This window comes from Cupriavidus sp. KK10 (assembly GCF_018223725.1).
GTDB classification, from domain to species: Bacteria; Pseudomonadota; Gammaproteobacteria; order Burkholderiales; family Burkholderiaceae; genus Cupriavidus; species Cupriavidus necator.
In genome coordinates, this window is sequence record NZ_CP073677.1 from 229230 (window position 1) to 255426 (window position 26197).

A 26197-nucleotide genomic window follows, 5' to 3' on the forward strand; every position below is an offset into this window, starting at 1 on the left:
CGCCGTCTCCCTCCGTTTCCTCCCCCAAGGACCCACGATGAAGCTCGTCATCGGCAACAAGAACTATTCCTCCTGGTCGCTGCGCCCGTGGCTGTTGCTGCGCCAGGCCGGCATTGATTTCGAAGAAGTGCAGGTGCGCCTGTTCACCGGCAGCTTCGCTGCCGAGATCGCGCGCTACTCGCCCGCGGGCAAGGTGCCGGCGCTGGTCGATGGCGAGGTCACGGTGTGGGATTCGCTGGCGATCTCCGAATACCTGGCCGAGCGCTTCCCGGAAAAGCACCTGTGGCCGGCCGACCGTGCCCAGCGCGCGGTGGCGCGCGCCGTCTGCGCCGAGATGCATTCGGGCTTCGGCAACCTGCGCAACCAGTTGCCGATGAACGTGACCGCGGTGCTGCCCGGACGCGGCTGGAACGTGGCCGTGCAGCGCGACGTGGAGCGCATCGCCGCGATCTGGGAAGGGCTGCGCCAGCAGCACGGCGCGAACGGGCCGTTCCTGTTCGGCGAGTTCACCGTGGCCGACGCGTTCTTCGCGCCGGTGGTGAGCCGCTTTGCCACCTACGGCATCCACCTGCCCGACGAAGCCGAGGACGCCAAGGCCTATGCCGACTTCATGCTGGCGCTGCCGGCAATGCAGGAATGGATTGCCGGCGCACGCGAGGAACGCGACTTCCTGGCCGACGACGAACCCTACCGGCTGGCCCCGGATCGTCCCGATGCGATAATCATCAACCACTAGCAATACCGCTGGTGCCGGGCGCCAGCCCGGCACCAGCCCACGACGAGGCCAGAACGATGCAGGTGTATGCCGTCGGCGGCGCGATCCGCGACGAACTGCTGGGCAAGCCCAGCCAGGACCGCGACTACGTGGTCGTTGGCGCGACCCCGGCGCAGATGGAGGCCGCGGGCTTTCGCCCGGTGGGCAAGGATTTCCCGGTCTTCCTGCATCCGCGCACCCAGGAGGAATACGCTCTGGCCCGCACCGAGCGCAAGACCGCGATGGGCTACAAGGGCTTTGCCTTCTACTGCGAGCCCGATGTCACGCTCGAGGACGACCTGGTCCGGCGCGACCTGACCATCAACGCCATGGCGCGCGCCGTCGATGCCGACGGCAACCTGGCCGGTCCCGTGATCGACCCTCATGGCGGCCAGCGCGACCTGGCCGCGCGCTTGTTCCGCCATGTATCCGATGCCTTTGCCGAAGACCCGGTGCGCATCCTGCGGCTGGCGCGCTTTGCCGCGCGCTTCCAGGACTTCACCGTTGCCGCCGAGACCATGCGCCTGATGCGCGAGATGGTGGCCGCGGGCGAAGTCGATGCCCTGGTCCCCGAGCGCGTCTGGCAGGAACTGGCGCGCGGGCTGATGGAGGCGCGCCCGTCGCGCATGTTCGAGGTGCTGCGCGAATGCGGCGCGCTGGCGCGGCTGCTGCCCGAGTTGGACCGGCTGTGGGGCGTGCCGCAGCGCGCCGACTACCACCCCGAGGTGGATACCGGCGTGCACGTGATGATGGTGATCGACTGCGCCGCGGCGCTGGGCGCGCCGCTGCCGGTGCGCTTTGCCGCGCTGGTGCATGACCTGGGCAAGGGCACCACGCCTGAGGACGTGCTGCCGCGCCATACCGGCCACGAGATGCGCAGCGTCAAGCTGCTGGAAGCCGTCTGCGCGCGGCTGCGCGTACCCAACGACTGCCGCGACCTGGCGGTGGTGGTGGCGCGCGAGCATGGCAATATCCACCGCTCGCTGGAATTCAGCGCGGCGGCCGTGGTGCGCCTGCTTGAACGCTGCGATGCGCTGCGCAAGCCGGCCCGCTTTGCCGAAGCACTGCAGGCCTGCGAGGCCGACATGCGCGGACGCAAGGGCTTTGAGGCGAGCGCGTATCCCCAGGCGGCGCGCTTGCTGGCCGCGCTGGACGCGGCGGCGGCCGTCGACGCCGGCGCCGTCGCGCGCGCATGCGGCGATGATGTCAGCCAGATCCGCGACCGCGTTCATGCGGCGCGCGTGGCGGCGGTGGCGCAGCGGCTCGGGTGCTAGCGAAAAACCAGCACTGGAATCGTCGCGTGTGTCAGCACCTTGTGCGTCTCGCTGCCGATCAGCAGCGCCTGTAGCCCGCGCCGCCCATGCGAGGCCATCACGATCAGGTCGCACTTCCTCGCCTCAGCCTCGTCGATGATGGCCTGGAAGATGTGGTCGCCGGTGGGGCAGGCGGTTTCACACGGCACGCCCGCCGCGGCGGCCTCCTGCGCGATCGTTGCCAGGTAGGCCTCGGCCTGCCGGTAGGCTTCCTGCATGAAGCGTTGCCGGGTTTCCTGGAGCATGGCGGTCTGCAGGCGCATCACGTCATAGTGCGCGACGACCTGGATCGCGGTGAGGCGGGCCTGTATCGAGCTGGCCAGCTCGATGGCCTTGCGGTAGGCCGTATCGGACAGGTCCGAGCCGTCGACCGCCACGAGCAAATGCTTGAACATTTTGGTCTCCTTGTAAGCCGGCGCCGCACCGCAGCGGTGGCTCAGGCGCCAAGAAATAGCCGGCCGACCTCCGGGTCCCGGCCCAGTTCGCCACCGGTGCCGGCCATGGCCAGCTGCCCGGCCACCAGGACATAGCCGAGGTCGGCGAAGGCGAGCCCTTTGCGGGCGTTCTGCTCGACCAGGATGATGGTCTTGCCCTCATCCTGCTGCAGCTGGCGCAGGTGTTCGAACACCAGATCGACATAGCGCGGCTCCAGCCCGATCGAGGGCTCGTCCACCAGCAGCACGGCGGGGTCCATCATCAGCGCGCGCGAGATTTCCAGCAGCCTGCGCTCCCCGCCGGAGAGCACGCTGGCGCGCTCGCCGCGCCGTTGCGCGAGCGCGCCATGGCGCTGGAAGATGCGCTCGGCCGCAGCCCTGGCGTCGCGCGGGTGCGGCATCAGGTACCCGCCCATCAGCAGGTTTTCTTCGACCGTCATGTCAGGGAAGATCGAACCCTCCTGCAGCACATAGGCTACGCCTGCCTTCCGCAGCTTCTGCTCGGCACGCAGGTGGGTGACCGGCGCGCCGGCCACGGTGATGGTCCCCGACATGACCCGGGCCAGGCCGTAGATGGCGCGCAGCACGGTGGACTTGCCCGCGCCGTTCGGGCCGATCAGGCACAGCGAACCGCCGCGCGCCACGCGCAGGCTGAAGCCGTGCACGATTTCCATGGCGCCATAGCCGGCGACCAGGTTGTCCACCGCGACCATCGGCGTGCCGCCGGCCAGTTGCTCGAGTTGCCCGATCGTTGGCCGGGGACGCGAGAGCGCTGCGGCGAGCGTGGCGGCTGGTGCGTGGACAGCCGGCTGGGCCGCGGTGTGCGCGCTGATCATGGCTGTCCTCCCAGGTAGGCCTCGATCACCGTGGGGTTGGCCGTGATCTGCGCTGGCGATCCCTGCGCCAGCACCTCGCCATGCGCCAGGCAATAGATGTGGCCGGCCAGTTGCATCATTACCCGCATATTGTGTTCGATCACCAGCAGGGTGATGCCAAGCCGCGCGTTGATGTCCCTGAGCAGCGCGATCAGGCTGTCGATCATCACCGGGTTCACGCCGGCGGTGGGCTCATCGAGCAGCAGCAGCCTGGGCTCGTTCATCAGGGCCATGCAGATCTCGAGCAGCTTCTGCTGCCCGAACGAGAGGTCGGCGCCGCGCCGGTCCCCGTGGTCCTCCAGCCCGGCCATGCGCAGGGTCTGCCGGGCCCGCTCCGTCACTGCTGGTGCCTGCCGCGTGCACATGGCGGCGAGTCCTTCATGCATATGCGGCACGCTGACCAGCAGGTTCTGCAGGCAGCTCATCTTGCCGAACACCCGCGTCTGCTGGAAGGTGCGCACTAGGCCCAGGCGGGCGATCTCGGGAACGCGCAGCCGCGAGATCTCGCGTCCGTCGAACGCGATCGACCCGCCGTCGATCGGGTGGTAGCCGACGATCGAATTGAACAGGGTCGTCTTGCCCGAACCGTTCGGCCCGATCAGGCCGACGATGCTGCCGTGCGGCACTTGCAGGGAGATGTCATGGTTGGCGACGACACCGCCGAAGCGCTTGGTGACGCCGCGCACCGCAAGCAGGTCGTTCATGGCGCGGGACTCCCCGTGATGCGCCGGCGGTTGGCACTGTAGTCGCGCAGCCAGCCCATGATGCCGGTCGGGAACAGCACCACGATCAGCACGATCAGCACGCCCAGCGCAACGCGCTGCCAGTTCAGCAGGTAAGTCCAGAACAGTTCCTGGGTCAGGTGGAACAGCGCGGCGCCGATCACCGGCCCCCACAGCGTGCCCTTGCCGCCCAGGATTGCCATCACCACCATCCACACGCCGAAGGTGGCGCCGGCAAAGGCCAGTTCGCGCGGATCGATGAAGCCCACCAGGTTGCCCGTCAGGGCGCCCGCCATGCCGAGGAAGAGGGCGCACACGCACCACGCCAGGATCTTGTAGCGCGTCGTGTGCAGGCCGAGCGCCTCGGCCTTGTCCTCGTCATCGCGGATGGCATTGAGCGCGAGACCGAACGGTCGCGCATAGAGCCAGCGCAGCGACAGCAGGGTCACTACGGCCAGCACCAGCATCGCGTAGTAGAAGAACGGCTCGCGGCTGCCGGCAGCACCCGGGAACAGCGGCAGCGTCATGCCCGATCCCGCGCCGATGAAATCCCAGCCGGCGGCACCATCGGCGCAGGCGATGCCCAGGCCCAGTGTTCCGATGGCGAAGTAGTGGCCGCGCAAGCCCAGCATGGCCGGGCCCAGCGCAAGCGCCGCCGCCACGGCCGCCAGCGCCGCCAGGCCGGTACCCACCGCCAGCCCGGCGAAGTAGCCCAGCCCGAAGTCGCGCTGCACCACCGCGCAGACATAGGCACCCACGCCGAAGAACACGATGTTGCCGAACGAGTTATAGCCCATCTGCCCGCCCATCACATCCCACGTCAGCGCAAATAGAACCATCAGCCAGAGAAAGGTCAGCTGCGTGGTGATGCCGGCGAACAGCCACGGCGCGATCAGCGCGCCCACGCTGCCCGCAAGCAGCGCCATCCAGGCCGCCCCGGCGGCCGAGGTGACCGGGAGATCCGATTCGGGCCGGCGTGCGCCGCGCAGGTGCGGGTTCATCGCAGGTAGCCGCGCCGCCGGCGCAGCATCAGGTTGCGGCTTACCAGGATCGCCACCAGCAGGGCGTAGAGGAAGGCGGTCTGGTACTCGGTGCCGAGCAGGAAGCCGGCATAGTTCTCGGCAATGCCCAGCCCGCCGCCGGCGCCAAGCACCGGCAGCATGCTGCCCAGCCCGGCCACCACCACGATCATGAAGGCGCGCACGGTATAGGGCAGGCCCAGGTAGGGGTGGATAATCCAGGTCATTGCCACCAGCCCGCCCGCCGCGCCGCAGATGGCGGCGTTGAGAGCGAAGGTCGAGGCATAGATGCGATCGGCGTCCACCCCCAGTACACGGGCAGCGCGCGCGTTCTGGGCGGTCGCCCGGATCGCCTGGCCGCGGCGCGAATGCCTGAGGAACAGCATCAGGCTGGCGCCCAGCGCCAGCGCTGCGGCGAACGCTGCCAGCTTGATCTTCGGCACCACCAGTCCGCCCGGCAGCAACAGGCTGCCCAGCCCCGCATCGACCGTACGCACATTGGCGCCGAAGGCCAGGTTGGCGAGCTGCTGCAGCACGATGCTCAGGCCGAAGGTGGCCAGCACCGAGACAAAGAGATCGCGCTCGACCAGGCGGAAGATAACGATGCGATAGAGACCCCAGCCCACGCAGTACATCACCGCCGCGGCAACCGGCACGGCCAGCATCGGGGGCACGCCCTTGCCAACCAGCCAGATCACGATATAGCCGCCCAGCATCACCAGCTCGCCCTGGGCTATGTTGATGAGATTCATCACGCCCCATACCAGCGCCATGCCGTAGGCCGCCAGCGCAAAGATCGCGCCGGCCAGCAGGCCATCCACCACGAGCTGCAGGTTCAGCTCGGGACTCTGGAAGAGGACCGCGAGATTGCTCATCTGCGTCAGGCCGCGCAGCAGCCCCCTATTTGCGCCGCGCCCAGGCAGGTGCCGGATAGATGACCTTCGACGACGCCCACTTGCCCGGCGCGACCACCTTGAACTTGCCGTCCTGCACCTGGTACAGCACCATCGACTTGGCGATATTCTTGCCGCTCTGGTCGAACCTGAGCGGGCCGTAGAACGTCATCAGGTCGGTTTTTGCCAGGGCATCGCGGACCTTCTCCGTATCGAACGAGCCGGCACGCTCGAAGGCGTCGGCGAACGCCAGCACCGCGGCGGTGGACTCGGCCGCCTGGTATGGCGCCTCGTAGTGGTACTCCTTCTCGAAGCGCTGCGCGTACTGGTCAGCCGTGCCGAACCAGCGGTCCTTGTAGCCAAGCGTGCGGTCCCATTGCGAGCCACACACCGCGAATTCGGCGCTCTTGCCGAATTTCTCGATGACCTGCGCGGAGTCGCAATGGGTCAGCGCCAGCATCGGCACGTCGATACGCATCTCCGCTACCTGCCGCACCGCCAGCGCCGCGCCCTTTTCATGGCCGGATACCACCAGGATGTCCGGCTTGAGCGCCTTCACCTTGGCCAGCGTGGCCGACATGTCGTTCAGCTCAGGCGGCAGCTTGTCGTCGATTACCATCTGCATGCCCAGGCGTTTCGCATCCTCTTCCACGCCGTCGCGCACGTCCCGCGAGAAGTTGTCGTTCTCGATGGCGATGGCCACCTTGAGGCTCTTCGGCGACTTGCCTGCCCGCTGCGCTTCCTCGGCGGCGAGCTGGATGGCCGAGCGCAGGTAGTAGTCGGAGGTGTTGAGCACCGCGAACATGTAGCGGTAGCCCTGCGTGAACAGGTTGCGGTCCGCGCCGTTGCCCTCGACCATCGGAATCTTGTACTTCTCCGTGACCGGGGCGATCGCCTTGGTGAGCCCCGAACTGTACGGCCCCAGAACGTACTTGACGCCGTCCTGGTTGATCAGCCGTTCGGCCAGCTGTGCGCCGCGGGCCGAGGTGGATTCGTCGTCGTAGTAGAGGACCTTCAACTGATAGGCCTTGCCGCCAACCTTGACGCCGCCCATCTCATTGACGCGTTTCGCGGCAAGGTTGTAGCCGTCCTGGGTGTTCTTGCCATTGGTGGAGTACTTGCCGGTCAGGGAAACCGCGGCACCGAGGACGATGGTGTCGCCCTCCACCTTGGCGGCGGCGGGGGCCGACACGGCTAGGCCAAGACCGGCCAGGGCGCAGACGGCGGCATGGCGCAAATGGATAGCGGGCCTGGGATCGCCTGGTGAGTCCTGTTTGGATGCGTTTTTCATGGCACCTCCTCACTCTCTCCAACGTAGGACTCATTTCTGAAAGCGGAAGTGCCCGTATGTCACGGGTCCATCACTCCATGAGGTGTTCCCGGGATTCCCTATTCATGAAATGAGGCCTACGCTTGAGGTGATCAGGCAGATCGTTGCTCGACCGGGATGGGAGCCGACCGCTTTCTCGCATGAGGAGATAGCCATGGCCAAGACAGCGCATCCAGGTGGTACCCACGTGGCAGTCGCCACCAGCCCCAATACAAATACCAATACCGGCAGGCGCGGATTCATCCGGGCCACTGGCGCGGTCGGGCTTGCCGCCGGCCTCGGACCTTTCGTGATCCCGCGCTATGCCCATGCGGCAAAGCACACGCTCAAGATCCTGCAGTGGAACCACTTCGTGCCGGGCTACGACAAGTGGTTCGACGACACCTATGTGAAGGAGTGGGGTCAGAAGAACGACACCGAGGTGGTGGTCGACCACGTCGGCATCCCGGCGCTGGCCACGCGTGCCGCCGCCGAAGTGTCCGCGCAGAAGGGACACGATCTGTTCATGTTCCTGTCGCCGCCCCCGGTCTACGAGGAGCAGGTGATCGACCATCGCGAACTCTACGAGGAATGCCAGCGCAAGCATGGCAAGCCGATGGAGCTGGCGATCAAGAGTACCTACAACCCGAAGACGAAGAAGTACTTCGGCTTCTCCGACAGCTTCGTGCCGGACCCGATCAACTACCGCAAGGACCTCTGGGACGAGGCCGGCATGAAGCCGCCAGACACCTGGCTGGATGTCCTGGCCGCCGGGCGCAAGATCAAGGCCAAGAGCGGCATCCCGGTCGGCGTGGGGCTGTCCGCGGAACTTGATACCGCGATGGCGATGCGCGCCATCCTGTATGCCTTCGGCGGCTCGGTGCAGGACGACCGGCACACCGTGGTGCTCAACTCGAAGAACACGATCGAAGCGGTGAAGTTCGTCAAGGCGCTGTACCAGGAGGCCATGACGCCAGATGTGCTGGCATGGGACCCGTCGTCCAACAACCGCGCCATGCTGGCGGGCAAGATCTCGCTCTGCCTTAACGCCATCTCCATCACCCGCGAGGCCGAGAACAAGAACCTGCCGATCGCGCGCGACATCTGGCTCACGCAGGCGCTGCAGGGGCCGGTGCGGCGCATCGCGCTGGAACACGTGATGGACTGCTACGTGATCTGGAAATTCGCCGAGAACATCGCCGGCGCGAAGAAGTTCCTGGTCGACTATATCGATAACTTCCGGCAGGGCTTCCTGGGCAGCGAGTTCTACAACTTCCCTTGCTTCCCCAGTACCGTGCCAGACCTGCAGAAGCTGATCGCCGACGACCAGAAAGCCACGCCGCGCGACAAGTACAAGGTGCTCGGCGCGCTGATGAACCAGGCGACCAATGTCGGCTATCCCGGCTACGCCAACGCGGCCGTCGACGAGATCTTCAATACCTGGGTCCTCAATACCATGTTCGCCAAGGCAGCCACGGGCGACGAGACGCCGGAGAACGCAGTCCGGATCGCCGATGCCGCGTGCAAGCGCATTTTCTCGAAGTGGCGCGACAAGGGCATGGTGTAGCTCGCGGCAGGATATGGCTTCAGTAGAGGTTCGCTCGCTCACCAAGCATTTCGACGGTGCCAACGCGGTCGATAACGTCGACCTTGGCGCCCGTGATGCCGAGTTCCTGGTGCTGCTGGGGCCGTCCGGTTCCGGCAAGACCACGCTGCTGCGCCTGATTGCCGGGCTCGAGACGCCCAGCCACGGCGATATCCTGGTGGACGGCCGCGTCGTCACGGCGCTGCCGCCCAGGCTGCGCAACATGGCGATGGTGTTCCAGAGCTACGCCCTGTACCCGCACCTGAATGTGTTCGACAACATCGCCTTCCCGCTGCGGGCCAGGCACATGTCGCGCGAGGAGGTCGGGCGCAAGGTGGACTGGGCCGCGCAATTGTTCGGCATCGGACATCTGCTGCAGCGCAAGCCGCGCCAGCTGTCCGGCGGCGAGCGCCAGCGGGTGGCGCTGGCGCGCGCGGTGGTGCGCGAGCCGGTGGCGTTCCTGCTCGACGAGCCCTTGTCCAATCTCGACGCCAAGCTGCGGACCTCGGCGCGCGACGAGCTGCAGCGTTTCCAGCGCCGGCTCGCCATCACCACTGTCTACGTCACGCATGACCAGATCGAGGCGCTGGGCCTAGGCGACCGCATCGCCATCCTCGACCACGGCAGGATTCACCAGATCGGCACGCCGCAGGAGGTCTATGAACGTCCCGCCGATCTCTTTGTCGCCACCTTTATCGGCTCGCCGCCGATGAACCTGATCGAGGCCGACGGGGTCGTGACCGGGTTCCGGCCCGAGCATTTCCTGCCGCGCGAAGCCTATCCCGCGGCGGATGCGCTGCGCGCCTTTGCCATGGACGTGACGCGCATCGAGAACCTGGGCTCGGACCGCCTGGTGTACGGCAAGCTGGAAGCGCCGCTGCCGCCGGCCAGCGTGGTCTCGCGCATTCCCTGCACGGTGACGGTCCCGATCGAGCCCGGCGCCGGTCACCGCTTCGTGGTGCGCGAACGCGACCTGCGCCGCTTCGATGCGAAATCCGGGGCCAGCCTGGGGGCCGCGCCGTGAAGCCGCTGCATATCGCCACCGGGCAGCCCGCGCAGGACCAGGCGCGCCAGCCCGCGCAGCGCCTGGCCGACGACGACCGCTGGCTCGGCCGCGCCATGCTGGCCCCGGCGGTGATCTACATCGCGCTGCTGGTCGGCTTTCCGTTCATGCTGTCGATCTACTACAGCCTCTCCGATGCCACGGTGGGCAGCCAGGTGCTGCACTTCGTCGGCCTGGAGAACTTCCGGCGCGTGCTGGAAAGCAATACGTTCTGGCGTTCGCTGCGCAACGCGCTGGTCTTCACGCTGGTGTCGCAGGTGCTGGTGGTGGTGCTGGCCAAGATGCTGGCAATGGCCCTGTACCAGGAATTCCGCGGCAAATGGCTGGTGCGCCTGCTGATCCTGCTGCCGTGGGTGGCGCCGATCTCGCTCGGCACCATCGGCTGGCTGTGGATCTTCGATCCGGTCTACAGCATCATCAACTGGACCCTGGCCGCCGTCGGCGTGCTGGGGCCGCGCAACTGGCCGGTGTGGCTGGGCCAGCCGGAGCTGGCGATGGCCTCGGTCATCGTGGTGGATGTCTGGCGCCTGCTGCCGCTGGCCACGGTGATCATCCTCGCCGGCCTGAGCGGCATCCCGCAGGACATCCACGACGCCGCCGCCATGGATGGCGCCGGCTTCTGGCGGCACCTGTTCCTCATTAACCTTCCGCTGGTGATGCCCATCATGCTGGTGGCGCTCCTGTTCGGCATCGTCTTCACCTTCACCGACATGATCATCATCTACGTGCTGACCCGCGGCGGGCCGTACGACACCACCCAGGTGTTGGCCAGCCTGGCCTTCTTCACCGGCATCCAGGGCGGTGACCTGGCGGAAGGGGCCGCCATCTCGCTGTTCCTGTTCCCGGTGCTGGTGGCGGTCGTGATTGTGCTGCTGACCGTGGCGCGCCGCGCGGAGGTGACCTGAAATGCGCGCCGCTGCCATCACTTACCGGCGCTGGGCTGCGCGCGGTGCCCACTTCGGCCTGCTTGCCGCCTTCGTGGCGTTCTGCGCGTTTCCCTTCTACTGGATGCTGATCACGACCTTCAAGGATGTGCACGACCTGATCAACACCGCCAACAACCCGTTCCTGTTCAACCTGCCGCCGACGATGGAGAATCTGCGGATCCTGTTCGGCGAGACCCGCTATCTGCGCTGGGTGCTCAATACCCTGGTCGTGGCAGTGGGCGTGGTGCTGATCACGCTGCTGCTGGCCGTGCCCGCTGGCTACAGCCTGGCCCGGCTGTCGGGCCGCTGGGGCCGGCAGTGGGCCATCGGCATTTTCCTGACCTACCTGATTCCGCCAACCATCCTGTTCATCCCGTTCTCGCGCATCATCGGCTCACTCGGACTGCAGGATTCGCTCTGGTCGCTGGTGCTGGTGTATCCCAGCTTCACGGTGCCGTTCTGCAGCTGGCTGATGATGGGGTTCTTCAAGGCGGTGCCGCGCGACATCGAGGAAGCCGCGATGATGGACGGCCTGAGCCGCTTCGGCGCGTTCCTGAAGGTGGTGGTGCCGCTGTCGTCGAGCGGGATACTGACCGTGGTTATCTTCAGCGCGACGCTGGCGATGCAGGAGTTCGTCTATGCGCTGACCTTTATCACCAGTTCGTCGCAGTACACGGTGAGCGTCGGCGTGCCGACCTTCCTGGTGCGGGGCGATGTCTATTTCTGGGGTTCGCTGATGGGCGCCTGCCTGATCGTCAGCGTGCCGGTGGCTGCGCTCTACAACAGTTTCCTTGATCGCTTCGTCGCCGGGTTTACCGTCGGCGCGATCAAGTGATCAGGTGGGCTAAAGCAGCTTGCCGATCACCAGCGCCACCATCGACAGCAGGATTGTCGAAGCAAACGGCAGTACAAACTCACGCCCGAACAGCCGGAAGCGCACGTCTCCCGGCAGCCGTCCCAGCCCGACCTTCTGCAGCCAGGGCAGCGCCGCGGACAGGATGATCACGCTCAGGAAAATCGTCAGGGTCCAGCGCAGCATGGGGGCTCCGGTGCCGTTACAGGGTATGGCAGCGGTCGCCGCGGGCAAAGCCGTCCATCGGTTCGCTGTCGTCCAGGGCGCGCGTGAGCGCGATCACCTTGAACAGCTCGCCCATCTCGGCTTCTGACAACAGCTTCTGCACCGCATTGGCCTGCGGCAGGAAAGCGCGCGCGTCGGACGGGTCCAGCGCCATCAGCAGCTCGGTGATGCCTGCATTCATCAGGAAGCGCGCCTGCGAGGCAAAGCCCGCCACGGTCAGTCCAGCATCCACCGCGGCGAGCGCAATGCCGCTGAAATTCACGTGGGCGGTGATGTCCTGCAGGCCCGGGTACAGGAACGGGTCCGGGTGCGCATGATGGCGATAGTGGCACATCAGCGTGCCGCCGGCGCGCTGCGGGTGGTAGTACTCGCCCGCCGGGAAGCCGTAGTCGATAAAGAAGGCTGCGCCGCGCGCCAACATGGCGCCGACCGCGCGGGTAAAGCCCTCGGCTTCGGCATGGGTCTCGGTGACGAGCTCGTGGTCGCCGGGGATGTCGCGCAGGGCCTCGGGCACGTCGGCATCGGCCAGCGGGCGGTCCTCGAAGCGGAAGGCGGATGTGGCATCGTCGCCGCGCACTACGCCGCGCTCATGCCAGCGGCCGCCGCTACGTGCGTAGAGTTGTACCGGCATCGCATCGAGCACTTCATTGCCGACGATCACGCCTTCAAAGCTGGCAGGCAGCGTATCGAGCCAGGTGACGCGGTCCGCCAGGTGCGGCGCGCGCTGCGCCAGCGTGGCCTGCTGGCGCGCGCGCAGTTCGCCCGACAGCTCGACGATGGCGTAGGTGTCCGGCAACTGGCCTTCCTGCTCCAGCCCCAGCAGCAGGTCCGCCGCCAGCCGGCCGGTGCCGGCGCCGAATTCCAGCATGCGCGGCAATCCCTGCGCCAGCAGCGGCGCGAACTGGCGCGCCAGCGTACGCGCGAAAAAGGGGCTCAGCTCCGGGGCGGTGATGAAGTCGCTGCCGTCGCGGGCATCGCGCCCGAACTTGGCCGAACCGCCGCTGTAATAGCCCAGGCCGGGCGCGTACAACGCCAGCGCCATATAGCGGTCAAAACCGATCCAGCCGCCGGCCGCGTCAATGGATTCGCCAATGCGGGCCGTAAGGGTATCGGACGCGGCCTGCGCGTCGGCGGGGGGAAGGGGTAAACTAGCGGCTTTCTGCATCCTGCGATTGTAGCAATGCCCGCATCCAAGACTCCTGCCAGCCAGACCGGTGACCAGACCCATAGCCAGACTGGTAGCCAGCGCGCCACCGCCCGCGGCGTGGCGCTGGTGACCGGCGGCGCGCGCCGCCTGGGCCGCGCCATCGCGCTTGAACTGGCGGCGCAGGGCTGGGACGTGGCCGTGCACTGCCATCGCTCGGTGGACGAGGCCGAAGCCCTGGCCGCGCAGATCCGCGCGCTGGGCCGCCGTGCCGCGGTGCTGCGCGCCGACCTGGCCGACGAAGCCGCCACCGGCCGCCTGGTGGCGGACTGCACCGCCGCGCTGGGCGTGCCCACTTGCCTGGTCAACAACGCTTCGCTGTTCCAGTACGATGTGGCGACCAGCTTCTCATATGCGTCGCTGGATACGCATATGCGCACCAACGTGGCGGCGCCGCTGCTGCTCGCGCGCGAACTGCACAAGGCGCTGGGCGCCGCTGCCGGCAACGACAAGGCCATCGAGCCGCGCGGCGTGGTGATCAACCTGCTGGACCAGAAGCTGGACAACTTGAACCCGGACTTCCTGTCGTACACGCTGTCCAAGGCCGCGCTGCAGACCGCCACGGTGCAGCTGGCCCAAGCGCTGGCGCCGCGCCTGCGCGTGGTGGGCGTGGCCCCCGGCATCACGCTGGTGTCGGGCGAGCAGTCCGAGCAGAGCTTCCGCCGCGCACATCGCGTGACGCCGCTGGGCCAGTCGTCCACGCCCGAGGATATCGCCCAGGCGGTGGCCTACCTGGCGCAGGCGCGCGCCGTGACGGGCACCACGCTGTACGTGGACGGCGGCCAGCACCTGATGCCGCTGGCGCGCGACGTGATGTTCCTGACCGAGTAAGCTGGAAGCCAGCAACCGAATACCGTAGTGCCTGATGTGCCGCGTCCGCCGGGCGCGGCTTCCTTTTTCCCCTCAGCAGCCCGCTCATGACCATGCTCGCCGCCCTTTCCCACCCCAGCCTGCAAGACTGCCGACGCATGTTCCTGCGCAACTACGAAGTGCAGATCAATATCGGCGTGCACGAATTCGAGAAGAAGGGCGAGCAGCGGGTGCTGATCAATATCGACCTGTTCGTGCCGCTGGCGCAGAGCACCCCGCAGGCCGACAAGCTCGATGAAGTGGTCGACTACGACTTCATGCGTAACACCGTGGCCGAGCGCATGGCGCAGGGCCACGTGCACTTGCAGGAAACCTTGTGCGACGACGTCGCGCGCGCGATGCTGAAGCATCCCAAGGTGCGCGCGGTGCGCGTCTCGACCGAGAAGCCCGACGTCTACCCGGACTGCGATTCGGTCGGGGTCGAGGTCTTCCATATCAAGCAGGCCTGAGCCGCGGTTCCACTGGCGCCAGCACCGTGCGGGCGCCTAAAGTAAAATGTTGCCCCTTCGCGCCGCGCCGGCCATTCCATCCGGCGGGCGCCACGCAACAGGATGCTCCATGAGCCACTCGAACAACTTCTACCGCCTCGAGACGAGGCTGCAATCGCAAACCGGCAAGGCCATCGGTGACTTCGGCATGATCGAGGACGGCGATACCGTGCTGGTCTGCATGAGTGGCGGCAAGGACTCGTACACTATGCTGTCTGTCCTGATGGCGCTGCAGAAGCGCGCGCCGATCCAGTTCAAGCTGATCGCGATGAACCTGGACCAGAAGCAGCCCGGCTTCCCGGAACACATCCTGCCGGAGTACCTGAAATCGGTCGGCGTGGAATATGTGATCGTCGAGGCGGATACCTACTCGATCGTCAAGGAGAAGGTGCCCGAGGGCAAGACCACCTGCTCGCTGTGCTCGCGCCTGCGCCGCGGCGTGATCTACCGTACCGCCAAGGAGCTGGGCGCCAACAAGATCGCGCTGGGCCACCACCGCGACGACATCGTCCAGACCTTCTTCCTGAACATGTTCTTCGGCGGCAAGATGAAGGCGATGCCGCCCAAGCTGTCGACCGACGATGGCCAGCACATCGTGATCCGCCCGCTGGCGTACTGCTCGGAGAAGGACATCGCGTCGTACGCGCGTGCCATGGAATTCCCGATCATCCCGTGCAACCTGTGCGGCTCGCAGGAAAACCTGCAGCGCAAGAAGGTCAGCGAGATGCTGCAGGACTGGGAGCGCCAGAACCCGGGCCGTATCGACAATATCTTCTCGGCGCTGCGCAACGTGGTGCCGTCGCACTTGGCCGATACCGACCTGTTCCCGTTCACCGGGCTGGCCACTGGGCTGGCCAAGGTGGATGAAGCGTCACTGTTCGGCGAAACCACTTTCCAGCAGCAGCCGCTGATGTTTGCCGGCAACGTGGAAGAGAACCGGATGGAGTTCGTGCGCTTCGAGCGCCCGCCCGCGGCTGCCGCGGCACCGGCGGCTGAGCAGGCCGGCACGCAGTAAGACTGCCCCGCCTGTTTTCTCCCTCTTCCGCAAGCGGGAGAGGGAGAAAACAATCGGCATTTTTCAATTGCCCTAATTCGCAGCCGCCGCCCGCACCGGGGCGTTTGCCTTATCGCGCATCAATGCATGCGTGTCGTCGATCCATTTCTGGAACCGGTCTTGCGCATGCGCCTTCTGCTGCGGCGTGGTCATGTTGGCGATGGCCACGGTCAGCGCGATGCCTGCGTTGTCACTGGCTTCATGGCTGGCGGCAAGCCTGGCTGGCGGGTTCTGCCAGTATTCGCGGAAGCGGTGCAGCACGTCTATCACCTGTGCCTTGGGTGGCTGCGTGGCCTGCACGTAGCGCACCATCTTGAGCCATTCCTGCTGCCGGGCGACGCGCTCGGCGTAGCGCGCCTCGGCATTCTGCGCCACCGGGCCTATCCTGGCGCGGATGGCCTTTTCCTGATCGCTGGAGAAGTTGCCGTAGACCAGCCGCGCGTACTCCATCACCTTGTCATAGCGCGCTTCCTCGCGCTCGGCAGGGTTGGGATTCAGGAATTTCTTGCGGTACTTGGCATTGCCCTCGCCAAATTTCTTCTCCATGCGGCCGATCTGCTCAGGCGTCAGCGTCAGCAACAGGTCGGCGAGGTCGGGCATCGCTTGTTCGAAGGACTTGCGCGCCAGTTGCTGCGAGGCGTCCTGGAAGTGCTCGACCGTGGCCGGTGTCACCGGTTGGCGCACCTCGGCCTTGGCCTGTTGCAGCAAGGTGGCGATTTCCGGCAATTGCGCCTTGCGATGCCAGGCAAAAAAGCGCGCAATGGCCTCGCGCGTGAGCGGCTCCTGGGCTGTGGTGACATCGACGTAGTTGTCGATCCACCAGTACGCCAGATGGTCACCCTGCTGGTATCCCAGCTTCATGGCGCTGCAGGCGCACAAGGCCGCTGCGCCCAGAATCGCGAAAATCCGCCGGGCCCAGCAATTGTGAAATTCAGAAACGGCGGCCCGATGCGCAGAAACCGCCATGTTAAAATCGGCGCGCATTGATGCCGGCCTGCCCAGGTGGCCGCCAGCCAAGTCCTGGCAAGGGTTTGCGGGGTTATGCGCAGGCCTGGCCGCACGTTTTCGCCAAACCTGGCGGCGCAGTCCGCCAAACACCCGGCTGGCGTTTTCAAGAATATTTTCGGACACACTCACTTAGGGGTCTCCTTGTGAATATCGTCATTCTCGCCGCGGGCATGGGCAAGCGGATGTATTCCGATTTGCCCAAGGTACTGCACCCGGTAGCCGGACGGCCCATGCTCGCGCATGTCCTGGACACGGCCCGTGCGCTGTCGCCGTCGCGGCTGGTGGTCGTGGTCGGCCACGGTGCCGGGCGCGTGCGCGAGGCCGTTGCCGCCGACGATGTCGCCTTTGCCGAACAGCCCCAGCAGCTTGGCACGGGCCATGCGGTGATGCAGGCACTTCCCTTGTTGGACGACAGCCAGCCCACGTTGGTTCTGTATGGTGACGTGCCGCTCACCAGCGCTGCCACGCTCCAGGCACTCGTAGCCGAAGCCGGCACGCAGCGCTTTGGCGTGCTGACCGTGGAAATGCCCGACCCGACCGGCTATGGCCGCATTGTGCGCGATGCCGCGGGCAGCATCGTCCGCATCGTCGAGCAGAAGGACGCCAGCGACGCCGAGAAGGCGATCCGCGAGATCAACACTGGCATTATCGTGTGCCCCACCGGCCACCTGCGCAAGTGGCTGTCGACGCTGCGCAACGATAATGCCCAGGGCGAGTACTACCTGACCGACACGGTCGAGCGCGCCGTGGCCGATGGCGTGGAGACCGTCTCGGCCCAGCCGGCGGCGATCTGGGAGACGCTCGGCGTCAACAGCAAGCTGCAGCTGGCCGAGGTCGAGCGCATCCACCAGGGCAACCAGGCCCGGCGCCTGCTGGAAGCCGGCGTGACGCTGCTGGATCCGGCCCGCATCGACGTGCGCGGCGAACTGAGCTGCGGGCGCGACGTTACCATCGACGTGGGCTGCGTATTCGAAGGGCGCGTGCACCTGGAAGACGGTGTGCGCATCGGCGCCCATTGCGTGATCCGCAACAGCACCGTCGGCGCCGGCGCCCAGGTGCACCCGTTCTGCCATATCGACGAGGCCAGGGTTGGCCCCGCCGGCCGCATCGGGCCGTACGCGCGGCTGCGCCCTGGCACCGAGCTGGGCGAGGACGTGCATATCGGCAACTTTGTCGAGGTCAAGAACGCCCAGGTAGCCGCGCACAGCAAGGCCAACCACCTGGCTTATGTGGGCGATGCCACGGTGGGGTCGCGCGTCAATATTGGCGCGGGTACCATCACCTGCAACTATGACGGGGTGAACAAGCACCGCACGGTGATCGAGGACGATGTCTTTATCGGCTCCGACACCCAGCTGGTGGCCCCGGTGACGGTGCGCCGCGGCGCCACGCTGGGTGCCGGCACCACGCTGACCAAGGAGGCGCCCGCCGACAAGCTGACGCTGTCGCGGGCCAAGCAGCTGACCATCGACGCCTGGCAGCGCCCGGTCAAGCAGCCGAAGAAGTAAGCGTCAGAGGGCCGTCCGCGGGCGGCCAGGGCACGCGCCGCCTCGGTGAGGCGGCGCCACAGGATTCATACCGGCGCCTGAGGTCTACGGGCAGGCGCCAGCAAACGGGGGTTCAGCATGTGTGGCATCGTCGGCGCGGTTTCCACGCGCAATATCGTTCCGGTCCTGATCGAAGGGTTGCGCCGCCTGGAGTATCGCGGCTATGACTCGTGCGGCGTCGCCGTCGTGCGCGACGATGCGGTCGAGCGCGCGCGCACCGTGTCGCGCGTGGCCGACCTGGACGCGCAGACGCAGGCTTCCGGCCTGTCCGGCTTCACCGGCGTTGCGCATACGCGCTGGGCCACGCATGGCAAGCCCGATACCGTCAACGCCCACCCGCACCTGTCGGGCGAGACCATCGCGCTGGTGCACAACGGCATCATCGAGAACTACGAGCCGTTGCGCGAAGAACTGCGCGCGGTCGGCTACGGCTTTGAATCGCAGACCGATACCGAGGTGGTCGCCCACCTGATCCACCAGGCCTACACCTATCCCAGCAGTGCCACGCGCGGCGACCTGTTCGCCTCGGTGCGCGCGGTGACCAAGCGCCTGCACGGCGCCTACGCCATCGCCGTGTTCGCCAAGGACCAGCCCGGCCGCGTGGTCGGCGCGCGCGCCGGTTCGCCGCTGGTGGTGGCGCTGGGCGAGAACGAGGCCTTCCTGGCCTCCGACGCGCTGGCCGTGGCCGGCACCGCCAACCGCATCATCTACCTGGAAGAGGGCGATGTGGTCGAGATCACGCTGGACGGCGTGACCATCCACGACGTCGACGACCACCCGGTCGAGCGCGAGGCGCGCGTGGTCGAAGCGCACGCCGCATCGGTGGAACTGGGCCCGTACCGCCACTTCATGCAGAAGGAGATCTTCGAGCAGCCGCGCGCGCTGGGCGACACGCTGGAAGGCATTGAAAGCATTTCGCCGGAGCTGTTCGGCAGCGGCGCCACCGAGGTCTTTGCCGGCATCGACAGCGTGCTGATCCTGGCCTGCGGCACCAGCTACTACTCCGGCTGCACCGCCAAATACTGGCTGGAGAGCATTGCCAAGATCCCGACCCAGGTCGAGGTCGCCAGCGAATACCGCTACCGCGAAACCGTGCCCAACCCGCGCGCGCTGGTGGTGGTGATCTCGCAGTCCGGCGAGACCGCCGACACCATGGCCGCGCTGCGCCATGCGCGCGCGCTTGGCCACGTGCACACGCTGGCGGTCTGCAATGTGGCCACCAGCGCCATGGTGCGCGAGACCGAGCTGCGCTTCCTGACGCGCGCCGGCACCGAGATCGGCGTGGCCTCGACCAAGGCCTTCACCACGCAGCTGGCCGCGCTCTACATGATGACGCTGGCGCTGGCCAAGGTGCGCGGCCTGCTGACCGAAGACGCCGAGGCCAAGGCCCTGACCAACCTGCGCCACCTGCCCGTCGCGCTGCATGGCGTGCTGGCGCTGGAGCCGCAGATCATCGCCTGGTCGGAAGACTTCGCGCGCCGCGAGAACGCACTGTTCCTCGGCCGCGGCCTGCATTACCCGATCGCGCTGGAAGGCGCGCTCAAGCTCAAGGAAATCTCCTATATCCACGCCGAGGCCTACCCGGCGGGCGAACTGAAGCACGGCCCGCTGGCACTGGTCACCGAAGCAATGCCGGTAGTCACCGTCGCCCCCAACGACGCACTGCTGGAAAAGCTCAAGTCCAACATCCAGGAAGTGCGCGCCCGCGGTGGCCGCCTGTACGTGTTTGCCGACAGCGACACCCAGATCCAGTCGTCCGACGGCATCCAGGTGATCCGCCTGCCCGAGCACTACGGCGATCTCTCGCCGATCCTGCATGTTGTGCCGCTGCAGCTGCTGGCCTACCACACGGCCTGCGCCCGCGGCACCGACGTGGACAAGCCGCGTAACCTGGCGAAGTCGGTAACGGTGGAGTAAGGCACTCCTACCATCGTCAGATTGCGGCTTTGTAACACTAGTGCACAAAAGCATCTCACGAAAACCGCACACATGAACCCGGAAAGCCTTGCGCCATAAGGCTTTCCGGGGGATGTGCTAATAGGCCGTTACCCCCAAATTTGGGCTCTCGGTACCACCCGCCAATTTTCGCAATCCGCGCGATAAAATTTCGTATTGCGAAAAATTTCCTGAAATAGTGCAATGCCTCTCGTAGGGTATGAATATACCGCATGACTACGAAGAGTGATTTATGGTGCTCGTGTGCAGGTCGCCCACCCACACCCAAGCCAAATCTCCTGGTCACCGGTCATTCCACTTAGCTAAGAGGGTCTCGACCGCTGACGCGAGCGCTTTTCCCCTGTACTGATTCCTTTCCACCGCATTTGCCCCTATTTGTATGGGGAGCAGTTGCGTCTAATCTGCCAACAATGGCGCCCCCCACCATCGGCATATTTACGCTGTCACGGCTACGAGATAGATTGTCGAAATCCATCAACAAGAAGAACAGGCCGTGCTGGACAAGACCTATCTCATATTCGAAAACCTAGGTGAGCGGCACGCAATTGACCCAGCTCAGCTCGATACATGTTCGAACGCTGCGCGGGTCCGGTTGGATGCACACCATACTGCTCCGGTGGAGTTTCAAATGGAGTCAGAGGGCGTCGCGAGAACCTAGGCGCTGGAGTGGGTGCCTGTGGACAACAAGCTCAAGCGCTCCTACCTGAATGCTGACGATGCGAAGCGCGACGGTGCATACGCTATTGCGCTTGCCGCGGTGGATGAGCTTAAGGAGCTTGTTGGGGTAGCTCGCTGCGAGACGAGGACCGGTGCCGACTATTACATTGCTCCGGCGTCGAGCAATCCCGATGACCTCGAGGAGGCATTTCGTCTTGAAGTATCTGGCTCGGACAGTGATGAGACGCAAGTTCGCTATTGGCTGAAGCAAAAGCAGCAGCAAGCTCGCGAAGGGAAGGCACCGCAATGTCAGCGGCAGCCCCCAGGCACGCAAATGCCAGTAGGACAAGAAACAAGCCTTTGACGGCCGAAAGCCATTTCACTTGGCAGCCCCAGGCGCGCTTGCCGGCGCGGCACCGAAGTCCACCTGCGGCGGCTTGGCAATTGTCGCTTCGCTAGCGACCGTGAAGTTGGGCTTCTCCTTGTAACCGAAGACCATTGCCGTCAGGTTTGAGGGAAACGACCGCACGGTGACGTTATAGGCCTGAACCGATTGGATATACCGGTTTCGCGCGACGGTTATCCGATTCTCCGTACCCTCAAGCTGGGACTGCAGGTCCCTGAATCCCGCATCGGCCTTCAGCTGGGGATAGTTCTCTGAGACCGCCAGCAGCCTCGACAAACTGCCGGAGAGCTGCTGCTGTGCCGCTTGAAATTGAGCGAAGGCTTGCGGGTTGTTGAGCAACTCCGGTGTGACCTGGATTGCGCCGACACGCGCACGAGCCTCTGTCACCTGCGTCAGGACTTCACGTTCATGGCTCGCGTAGCCTTTCACAGTGTTCACCAGGTTAGGGACCAAGTCAGCACGGCGTTGGTACTGGTTCACCACTTCCGACCAGCCTGCCTTGACCTGCTCATCCTGGGTCTGAATCGTGTTGTACCCACACCCTGTGAGGCTGACTGACAGCATCGCTGCAAGAAACAACCATAGTTTGCGCACAAAACACCTCCGTCGCTCTGCGGTCCCCAATGCAAGCCGCATGGGCTCAATAATCCGCCGAAAGGCCTGCCCCAAAATCGGGTTTTCAGCATTTATGGTAGGTGACGTGGACGGCAGCTCTATTGATTTCCCTCAAGAACGATTGGACCGGGCGTGTCAAGCTCCCGGCGGCGCACGTCTCGACCTTGGCCTTCGCCGCACATGCACCCATAGGCACACGCCTGTACGTTTCGCCTAAACAAATGCTTGGCAATTGGTTCGAAATCGATGCCTAGAATGTCTGCATGCCAACTGCGTGAAGGAGCTTTCTGATGCCCACCGCGGAGACCATTGCGTTGGCCATCTCGAGCGTGCCGTCTCGACCGAAGGAGCAAACCGAGATGTGTGAGCACAAGGGCATCGGACATCCCGATAGCCTATGCGATGGGGCTGTCGAAGCAGCGGCTCGCGCCTTGTGTTGCGCCTACCTCGAAGCCTATGGAGCAGTCCAGCACTTCAACCTGGACAAGGCGCTACTCACCGGCGGCATGAGCGCGCCAAAGTTCGGCGGTGGCAAAGTGCTGCGCCCAATACGATTGATAGTATCTGGCCCGGTTACAGAACTTCCGTCGGCTAAGGCCGAGCAGGTTGTTGAGCAGGCCATTCGCGAGTACCTGGCAACGTGCTTGGGCGGGATTGGCAATGACATCCGCATCGAGCCAATCCTCCGTCCCTCGGCGCCGAACCTTCGGCGGGTGACGGACTCCCCGTCTATCCCACTGTCCAATGACACATCCTTTGGCGTGGGTTATGCGCCACATACATCGCTGGAAAAAGCGGTGCTGTCGGCCGCGCACCTCCTGCGCTCAAGTGCATTTAGAGAAACGTTTGAGGCGGCGGGGCTCGATTACAAGGTGATGGGGAGTCGGCTGGATGAGCATCAGCGCCTCACTATTGCGCTGGCGTTTGTGGACCGATGCGTGCACGGCGTCGACGAGTATTTCACGCTCAAGGAGGAAATTGGGTCGCATCTAGCCGAGCGCATCGGCATTGAGTGTGAGATTGCCATCAATACCCTCGATAATCGAGATGCCACCGACGAAAGCGGGATTTACCTGACGGTCACTGGCCTAAGTGCCGAGCATGGTGATGACGGCCAGGTCGGCCGGGGGAACCGGGTCAACGGCCTGATTACCCCCTATCGGCCAATGTCGCTGGAGGCGGCAGCGGGCAAGAACCCCGCGTCACATGTCGGCAAGCTCTACAACGTGCTCGCCCACCGGTTAGCCACCCATATTCAAGTAAACGTGGATGGCGCGGATGAAGTCATTGTTCGGCTCCTCTCCGGGATTGGACGCCCCATCGACCAGCCCCAACTGGTTGCCATCGATGTCGTGGCCGAGCGCGGCCTCTCGAGCGCCCAGGAGCAGCAAATTCGTGAACTCGCCACGCGACAGCTGGCGGAGCTTCCCGCCTTGGTCAATGAGCTAGTCCACGGCACGGTAGCGGTCTTCTAGCCCCGCAATCTCGGCGGCAGAGCAATCTCGGCGTCTGCATCGGCCAGCCGAGCTGGCTTCAGCAGCTTCCTGCCACGTGCGTCATGTGGCGTTCTACATTCATCCCCAAGCCAGCGCCCGCAGCGTCCCCGGCTGTCCCATGGGCCCTTGATTGAAATCAAGGGGCAAATCGACTGGTCGCCCAGAATGAGAATAGAAATTATGTGCTGTCCTCCTAACCGCCCCCAAGGAGAGGATGGAATGCCGACCAGGTCCGCTACCCCTAACGCGAGGAATTACGGCGTTACCGACACCCAGACAGTCCAAACGACCGCCGAGGGCCCAGCTGCCTCTCAGCAACTCGTGCGTGACCCCGTCTGTGGCATGGAGATTTCCTCACGGGAAGCCGCTGCCAGCGCGGATTTTGACCAGAAGCGGTATTGGTTCTGCTCCTCACACTGTGAGCAGGCTTTCCTTGCCAACCCGGCGCAATATATCCCTCACCCCGTTGATAAGCGTAGCTCGGCTGGGCGCTCCCGTAGTGCTGCTCCGCCGGTCGGCACTCCTACCTCTGCGGCGGCGACGCCCGCGCTTGCTTCCAGCGCCGCCAAGCAACTCGCCAAGGACCCCATCTGCGGAATGATGGTGGACAAAGCTACGGCCCTGTCCACCGAGCGTGGCAACCGCAAGTACTACTTCTGCAGCGAGAGCTGCCTTCGGACCTTCGAATCGCCAGAGAGCGAGTTGAAAGCCATGAAGACGCGCGTGACGATTGCCCTCACGGGCGTCCTAGCGCTGGCGGTGCTGCGGGCAGGTGCTTTCCTGGCGTTGGCGGCTGGAGCGACCCTGCTGACATGGGCGCCGATTCCCGCTTTACCTTGGTTCACTTGGGGTATGTGGCTATTCCTCCTGGTCACGCCGGTCCAGTTCATTGGCGGCTGGAGCTTCTACAAAGGCGCGTGGAACGCGATACGCACGCGCAATATCAACATGGACTTCCTCATCGCCCTAGGGACGTCCGTCGCCTACTTCTACAGCGTAGTAGTGCTGTTCTTCCCCTCCTGGCTGCCCGTCAAGGTCGAAGAGCGGGACGTGTACTTTGAGGTCTCGGCGGTCATTATCGCCTTCGTGCTGCTGGGCAAGTACATGGAGGAAATCATCAAGAAGAAGTCCTCCGCTGCCGTTCGACGTCTGCTCGACCTGCGCCCCGCCATCGCTCACGTGCTTCGCGACGGGAAGGAGGTGGAAATCCCGGCCGAAAGCATCATGGTGGGCGAAGCCGTCGTTGTACGCCCCGGCGAGAAGATTCCCACGGATGGCAAGGTTATCGAGGGCCAGTCCAGTGTCGACGAATCAATGCTGACCGGCGAGTCAATGCCAGTGGAAAAGAAGCTTGGCGCTGCCGTTATTGGCGGTACCCTCAATCGCAGTGGTGCCTTCAGTTTCCAAGCCACAAAAATCGGGGCAGACACTGCGCTTGCTCAGATTATCAGGATGGTCGAGGACGCCCAGGCCAGCACCGCGCAGATTCAGCGACTGGCCGACCAGGTCACCGGATACTTCGTGCCGGCCGTTGTCTCGGTGGCCGTGCTGGCGCTGGTTGGATGGACGGTAGCAGGTCACTTCCCCCATGGGCTGCTCGCGTTTGTGGCGGTACTGATTATTTCGTGCCCGTGCGCTCTAGGTGTTGCAACACCGGCAGCACTGATGGTCGGTGTCGGCAAGGGCGCAGACAATGGCATCCTGATACGCGGCGGCGAGGTGCTTGAGCGGGCCGAGAAGCTCACGGCGGTTGTCTTTGACAAGACGGGGACGATTACGCGCGGAGAGCCCACCGTGACTGATGTCCTCTCATTGTCGAACCATGAGGAATCAACGCTATTGACCTTGGCTGCCGCTGTCGAGAGTGGGTCTGAGCACCCCTTGGGCGAAGCCATCGTCCGCGCCGCGCAACATCGCGGTTTAACCATCCCGAAAGCCAACGGTATCGTGGCCCTGTCAGGCATGGGAATTCAGGGCCAGGTCGACGGTCAGCTGGTCTGGCTAGGCAATCGGCGCCTGTTTGGACGCCAAGGCATCCCGGCCGATGCGGCCGAACCCGTACTAGGGAAGCTCGAAGCCGATGGCAAGACGGCCATGCTGGTCGGCGCTGGCACACAACTGCTCGGCGTAGTAGCCGTGGCTGACACCGTAAAACCCGAGGCCGCCGAAGCGGTCGCAGCATTGAAGGCGCGCGCCATCAAGGTTGTGCTGCTGAGCGGTGACAACCGTCGCACTGCCGAGGCAATCGGCCGGCAGGTTGGCATCGAGCATGTCATTGCCGAAGTGATGCCGGAAGACAAAGTCGAAACTATTCACGCATTGCAGAAGCAAGGTGAAGTCGTGGCCATGGTGGGGGACGGGGTCAACGACGCACCGGCGCTGGCCGCAGCGGACATCGGCATTGCCATCGGCTCAGGCTCGGATGTTGCCAAGGAAACTGGCAGCATCATTCTCATTCGTGATGATGTGCGTGACGTGGTCGCCGCCATTGAGCTGTCCCGCGCGACGATGCGCAAAATCAAACAGAACCTCTTCTGGGCGTTCATTTACAACACCATCGGCATCCCTGTCGCCGCATTTGGACTCCTGAACCCCATCTTTGCAGCAGCGGCGATGGCGCTGTCTTCGTTGAGTGTGGTGGCCAACTCGGCACTGCTGAAGCGCGTACGACTCGGCTCCTTGATTACCAGCCCGGAGGCGAGATGAAACACGCACTGGCCTGGATTTGCGCCGCCCTTGCAACGCTGCTCGCGGCGGCTATCGTCTACCGGTTTGGGATTTCGCCACTCACGATATTGGTCGCGCTACTCCTGCTTTCCTGTCCAGTCGTGGTCGTCTGGGTAAGTCTTCGACTCTCTCGACAGTGCGAACAGGACATCCGAAACGCAGTAGAAGGTGAACTCAAAAGTCGCGACAAACCTTGAA

25 protein-coding genes are annotated in these 26197 nt (G+C 64.8%); 15 read left to right on the forward strand and 10 right to left on the reverse strand.

Annotated elements, in window-relative coordinates; translation table 11 throughout:
* Positions 1-37: 37 nt before the first annotated feature.
* Together KB879_RS01140 and KB879_RS01145 are read left to right on the forward strand one after the other, a co-directional pair.
* Complete coding sequence (locus KB879_RS01140) at positions 38-736, forward strand: glutathione S-transferase family protein (protein WP_013955332.1); 699 nt, start codon at positions 38-40, stop codon at positions 734-736.
* 56 nt (positions 737-792) lie between these two features.
* On the forward strand, positions 793-2028 hold the full coding sequence (locus tag KB879_RS01145) for a multifunctional CCA addition/repair protein (protein ID WP_013955333.1): 1236 nt from the start codon (positions 793-795) through the stop codon (positions 2026-2028).
* Here the strand turns inward: KB879_RS01145 and KB879_RS01150 are convergent.
* The 6 genes from KB879_RS01150 to KB879_RS01175 are packed head-to-tail and all read right to left on the reverse strand — an operon-like array spanning position 2025 to position 7301.
* Positions 2025-2462: a universal stress protein gene (locus tag KB879_RS01150; protein WP_013955334.1), complete on the reverse strand. Its 438-nt coding sequence runs from the start codon at positions 2460-2462 to the stop codon at positions 2025-2027. The genes KB879_RS01145 and KB879_RS01150 overlap by 4 nt on opposite strands.
* A gap of 41 nt (positions 2463-2503) precedes the next feature.
* Positions 2504-3337: an ABC transporter ATP-binding protein gene (locus KB879_RS01155; RefSeq protein ID WP_153954931.1), complete on the reverse strand. Its 834-nt coding sequence runs from the start codon at positions 3335-3337 to the stop codon at positions 2504-2506.
* Complete coding sequence (locus tag KB879_RS01160) at positions 3334-4080, reverse strand: ABC transporter ATP-binding protein (protein WP_153954932.1); 747 nt, start codon at positions 4078-4080, stop codon at positions 3334-3336. The genes KB879_RS01155 and KB879_RS01160 overlap by 4 nt, the downstream gene beginning before the upstream one ends.
* The gene (locus KB879_RS01165) at positions 4077-5099 is read right to left on the reverse strand and encodes a branched-chain amino acid ABC transporter permease (protein WP_148271556.1); all 1023 of its coding nucleotides are present in this window, start codon (positions 5097-5099) and stop codon (positions 4077-4079) included. Before KB879_RS01165 ends, KB879_RS01160 begins: the two co-directional genes overlap by 4 nt.
* Positions 5096-5992, reverse strand: a complete 897-nt coding sequence (locus KB879_RS01170) for a branched-chain amino acid ABC transporter permease (protein ID WP_013955338.1) — start codon at positions 5990-5992, stop codon at positions 5096-5098. The genes KB879_RS01165 and KB879_RS01170 overlap by 4 nt, the downstream gene beginning before the upstream one ends.
* A gap of 25 nt (positions 5993-6017) precedes the next feature.
* Positions 6018-7301, reverse strand: a complete 1284-nt coding sequence (locus KB879_RS01175) for an amino acid ABC transporter substrate-binding protein (protein WP_249221232.1) — start codon at positions 7299-7301, stop codon at positions 6018-6020.
* A 193-nt stretch (positions 7302-7494) separates the two neighbouring features.
* Here KB879_RS01175 and KB879_RS01180 point away from each other — a divergent pair, with 193 nt between their 5' ends.
* From KB879_RS01180 to KB879_RS01195, 4 genes are read left to right on the forward strand one after another with little or no spacing between them, the layout of a single operon-like run.
* A complete protein-coding gene (locus KB879_RS01180) occupies positions 7495-8886 on the forward strand; it encodes an ABC transporter substrate-binding protein (RefSeq protein WP_153954934.1) in 1392 nt (463 codons plus the stop codon).
* Between the two features lie 13 nt (positions 8887-8899).
* Positions 8900-9928: an ABC transporter ATP-binding protein gene (locus KB879_RS01185; RefSeq protein WP_153954935.1), complete on the forward strand. Its 1029-nt coding sequence runs from the start codon at positions 8900-8902 to the stop codon at positions 9926-9928.
* A complete protein-coding gene (locus tag KB879_RS01190; RefSeq protein ID WP_249221233.1) occupies positions 9925-10872 on the forward strand; it encodes a carbohydrate ABC transporter permease in 948 nt (315 codons plus the stop codon). Before KB879_RS01185 ends, KB879_RS01190 begins: the two co-directional genes overlap by 4 nt.
* Position 10873: 1 nt before the next feature.
* Positions 10874-11728 (forward strand): carbohydrate ABC transporter permease, encoded by an 855-nt coding sequence (locus tag KB879_RS01195; RefSeq protein WP_013955343.1) that lies wholly within the window; start codon positions 10874-10876, stop codon positions 11726-11728.
* Between the two features lie 9 nt (positions 11729-11737).
* On the opposite strand, the gene KB879_RS01200 is transcribed toward KB879_RS01195, so the two are convergent.
* Positions 11738-11932: a DUF2905 domain-containing protein gene (locus tag KB879_RS01200; RefSeq protein WP_013955344.1), complete on the reverse strand. Its 195-nt coding sequence runs from the start codon at positions 11930-11932 to the stop codon at positions 11738-11740.
* A gap of 16 nt (positions 11933-11948) precedes the next feature.
* A complete protein-coding gene (locus tag KB879_RS01205) occupies positions 11949-13136 on the reverse strand; it encodes a class I SAM-dependent methyltransferase (RefSeq protein ID WP_153954936.1) in 1188 nt (395 codons plus the stop codon).
* Positions 13137-13151: 15 nt separating this feature from the next.
* Between KB879_RS01205 and KB879_RS01210 the strand changes: the two genes are divergently transcribed.
* The 3 genes from KB879_RS01210 to ttcA all read left to right on the forward strand — a co-directional run bounded on the left by KB879_RS01210 (position 13152) and on the right by ttcA (position 15548).
* Positions 13152-14006, forward strand: coding sequence for an SDR family oxidoreductase (locus tag KB879_RS01210; protein WP_153954937.1), 855 nt, complete (start codon positions 13152-13154; stop codon positions 14004-14006).
* A gap of 86 nt (positions 14007-14092) precedes the next feature.
* On the forward strand, positions 14093-14494 hold the full coding sequence (locus KB879_RS01215; RefSeq protein WP_011614433.1) for a dihydroneopterin aldolase: 402 nt from the start codon (positions 14093-14095) through the stop codon (positions 14492-14494).
* Positions 14495-14603: 109 nt separating this feature from the next.
* Positions 14604-15548 carry a tRNA 2-thiocytidine(32) synthetase TtcA gene (ttcA, locus tag KB879_RS01220; RefSeq protein WP_013955347.1) on the forward strand — a complete coding sequence of 315 codons (945 nt, stop codon included), beginning with the start codon at positions 14604-14606 and terminating at the stop codon, positions 15546-15548.
* A gap of 72 nt (positions 15549-15620) precedes the next feature.
* On the opposite strand, the gene KB879_RS01225 is transcribed toward ttcA, so the two are convergent.
* Entirely contained in the window at positions 15621-16448 is an 828-nt protein-coding gene (locus tag KB879_RS01225; protein WP_153954938.1) for a DUF6279 family lipoprotein, read from the reverse strand.
* A gap of 290 nt (positions 16449-16738) precedes the next feature.
* Here KB879_RS01225 and glmU point away from each other — a divergent pair, with 290 nt between their 5' ends.
* The 3 genes from glmU to KB879_RS01240 all read left to right on the forward strand — a co-directional run bounded on the left by glmU (position 16739) and on the right by KB879_RS01240 (position 21119).
* Complete coding sequence (glmU, locus tag KB879_RS01230) at positions 16739-18103, forward strand: bifunctional UDP-N-acetylglucosamine diphosphorylase/glucosamine-1-phosphate N-acetyltransferase GlmU (protein WP_013955349.1); 1365 nt, start codon at positions 16739-16741, stop codon at positions 18101-18103.
* Positions 18104-18220: 117 nt separating this feature from the next.
* Positions 18221-20059, forward strand: a complete 1839-nt coding sequence (glmS, locus tag KB879_RS01235; RefSeq protein ID WP_153954939.1) for a glutamine--fructose-6-phosphate transaminase (isomerizing) — start codon at positions 18221-18223, stop codon at positions 20057-20059.
* A 715-nt stretch (positions 20060-20774) separates the two neighbouring features.
* Positions 20775-21119 carry a hypothetical protein gene (locus tag KB879_RS01240; RefSeq protein WP_211980566.1) on the forward strand — a complete coding sequence of 115 codons (345 nt, stop codon included), beginning with the start codon at positions 20775-20777 and terminating at the stop codon, positions 21117-21119.
* Positions 21120-21134: 15 nt separating this feature from the next.
* Here the strand turns inward: KB879_RS01240 and KB879_RS01245 are convergent, their stop codons facing one another.
* Entirely contained in the window at positions 21135-21725 is a 591-nt protein-coding gene (locus tag KB879_RS01245) for a LemA family protein (RefSeq protein ID WP_249221318.1), read from the reverse strand.
* A gap of 341 nt (positions 21726-22066) precedes the next feature.
* Here KB879_RS01245 and KB879_RS01250 point away from each other — a divergent pair, with 341 nt between their 5' ends.
* The 3 genes from KB879_RS01250 to KB879_RS01260 all read left to right on the forward strand — a co-directional run bounded on the left by KB879_RS01250 (position 22067) and on the right by KB879_RS01260 (position 26196).
* Positions 22067-23251: a methionine adenosyltransferase gene (locus KB879_RS01250; RefSeq protein WP_211980568.1), complete on the forward strand. Its 1185-nt coding sequence runs from the start codon at positions 22067-22069 to the stop codon at positions 23249-23251.
* Between the two features lie 240 nt (positions 23252-23491).
* The gene (locus KB879_RS01255) at positions 23492-25978 is read left to right on the forward strand and encodes a heavy metal translocating P-type ATPase (RefSeq protein WP_211980569.1); all 2487 of its coding nucleotides are present in this window, start codon (positions 23492-23494) and stop codon (positions 25976-25978) included.
* Positions 25975-26196 (forward strand): hypothetical protein, encoded by a 222-nt coding sequence (locus KB879_RS01260; protein ID WP_211980570.1) that lies wholly within the window; start codon positions 25975-25977, stop codon positions 26194-26196. The genes KB879_RS01255 and KB879_RS01260 overlap by 4 nt, the downstream gene beginning before the upstream one ends.
* The last annotated feature ends 1 nt before the right edge of the window (position 26197 follow it).

Coding starts and splice junctions, on each gene's coding strand:
- glmS (WP_153954939.1), top strand. CDS start 18,221: ATGTGTGGCATCGTCGGCGCGGTTTCCACGCGCAATATCGTTCCGGTC.
- KB879_RS01245 (WP_249221318.1), bottom strand. CDS start 21,725: ATGCTGTCAGTCAGCCTCACAGGGTGTGGGTACAACACGATTCAGACC.
- KB879_RS01180 (WP_153954934.1), top strand. CDS start 7,495: ATGGCCAAGACAGCGCATCCAGGTGGTACCCACGTGGCAGTCGCCACC.
- KB879_RS01225 (WP_153954938.1), bottom strand. CDS start 16,448: ATGAAGCTGGGATACCAGCAGGGTGACCATCTGGCGTACTGGTGGATC.
- KB879_RS01140 (WP_013955332.1), top strand. CDS start 38: ATGAAGCTCGTCATCGGCAACAAGAACTATTCCTCCTGGTCGCTGCGC.
- KB879_RS01195 (WP_013955343.1), top strand. CDS start 10,874: ATGCGCGCCGCTGCCATCACTTACCGGCGCTGGGCTGCGCGCGGTGCC.
- KB879_RS01170 (WP_013955338.1), bottom strand. CDS start 5,992: ATGAGCAATCTCGCGGTCCTCTTCCAGAGTCCCGAGCTGAACCTGCAG.
- KB879_RS01165 (WP_148271556.1), bottom strand. CDS start 5,099: ATGAACCCGCACCTGCGCGGCGCACGCCGGCCCGAATCGGATCTCCCG.
- KB879_RS01175 (WP_249221232.1), bottom strand. CDS start 7,301: ATGAAAAACGCATCCAAACAGGACTCACCAGGCGATCCCAGGCCCGCT.
- KB879_RS01260 (WP_211980570.1), top strand. CDS start 25,975: ATGAAACACGCACTGGCCTGGATTTGCGCCGCCCTTGCAACGCTGCTC.
- KB879_RS01210 (WP_153954937.1), top strand. CDS start 13,152: ATGCCCGCATCCAAGACTCCTGCCAGCCAGACCGGTGACCAGACCCAT.
- KB879_RS01160 (WP_153954932.1), bottom strand. CDS start 4,080: ATGAACGACCTGCTTGCGGTGCGCGGCGTCACCAAGCGCTTCGGCGGT.
- KB879_RS01250 (WP_211980568.1), top strand. CDS start 22,067: ATGCCCACCGCGGAGACCATTGCGTTGGCCATCTCGAGCGTGCCGTCT.
- ttcA (WP_013955347.1), top strand. CDS start 14,604: ATGAGCCACTCGAACAACTTCTACCGCCTCGAGACGAGGCTGCAATCG.
- KB879_RS01185 (WP_153954935.1), top strand. CDS start 8,900: ATGGCTTCAGTAGAGGTTCGCTCGCTCACCAAGCATTTCGACGGTGCC.
- KB879_RS01200 (WP_013955344.1), bottom strand. CDS start 11,932: ATGCTGCGCTGGACCCTGACGATTTTCCTGAGCGTGATCATCCTGTCC.
- KB879_RS01215 (WP_011614433.1), top strand. CDS start 14,093: ATGACCATGCTCGCCGCCCTTTCCCACCCCAGCCTGCAAGACTGCCGA.
- KB879_RS01155 (WP_153954931.1), bottom strand. CDS start 3,337: ATGATCAGCGCGCACACCGCGGCCCAGCCGGCTGTCCACGCACCAGCC.
- KB879_RS01255 (WP_211980569.1), top strand. CDS start 23,492: ATGCCGACCAGGTCCGCTACCCCTAACGCGAGGAATTACGGCGTTACC.
- KB879_RS01150 (WP_013955334.1), bottom strand. CDS start 2,462: ATGTTCAAGCATTTGCTCGTGGCGGTCGACGGCTCGGACCTGTCCGAT.
- KB879_RS01145 (WP_013955333.1), top strand. CDS start 793: ATGCAGGTGTATGCCGTCGGCGGCGCGATCCGCGACGAACTGCTGGGC.
- KB879_RS01205 (WP_153954936.1), bottom strand. CDS start 13,136: ATGCAGAAAGCCGCTAGTTTACCCCTTCCCCCCGCCGACGCGCAGGCC.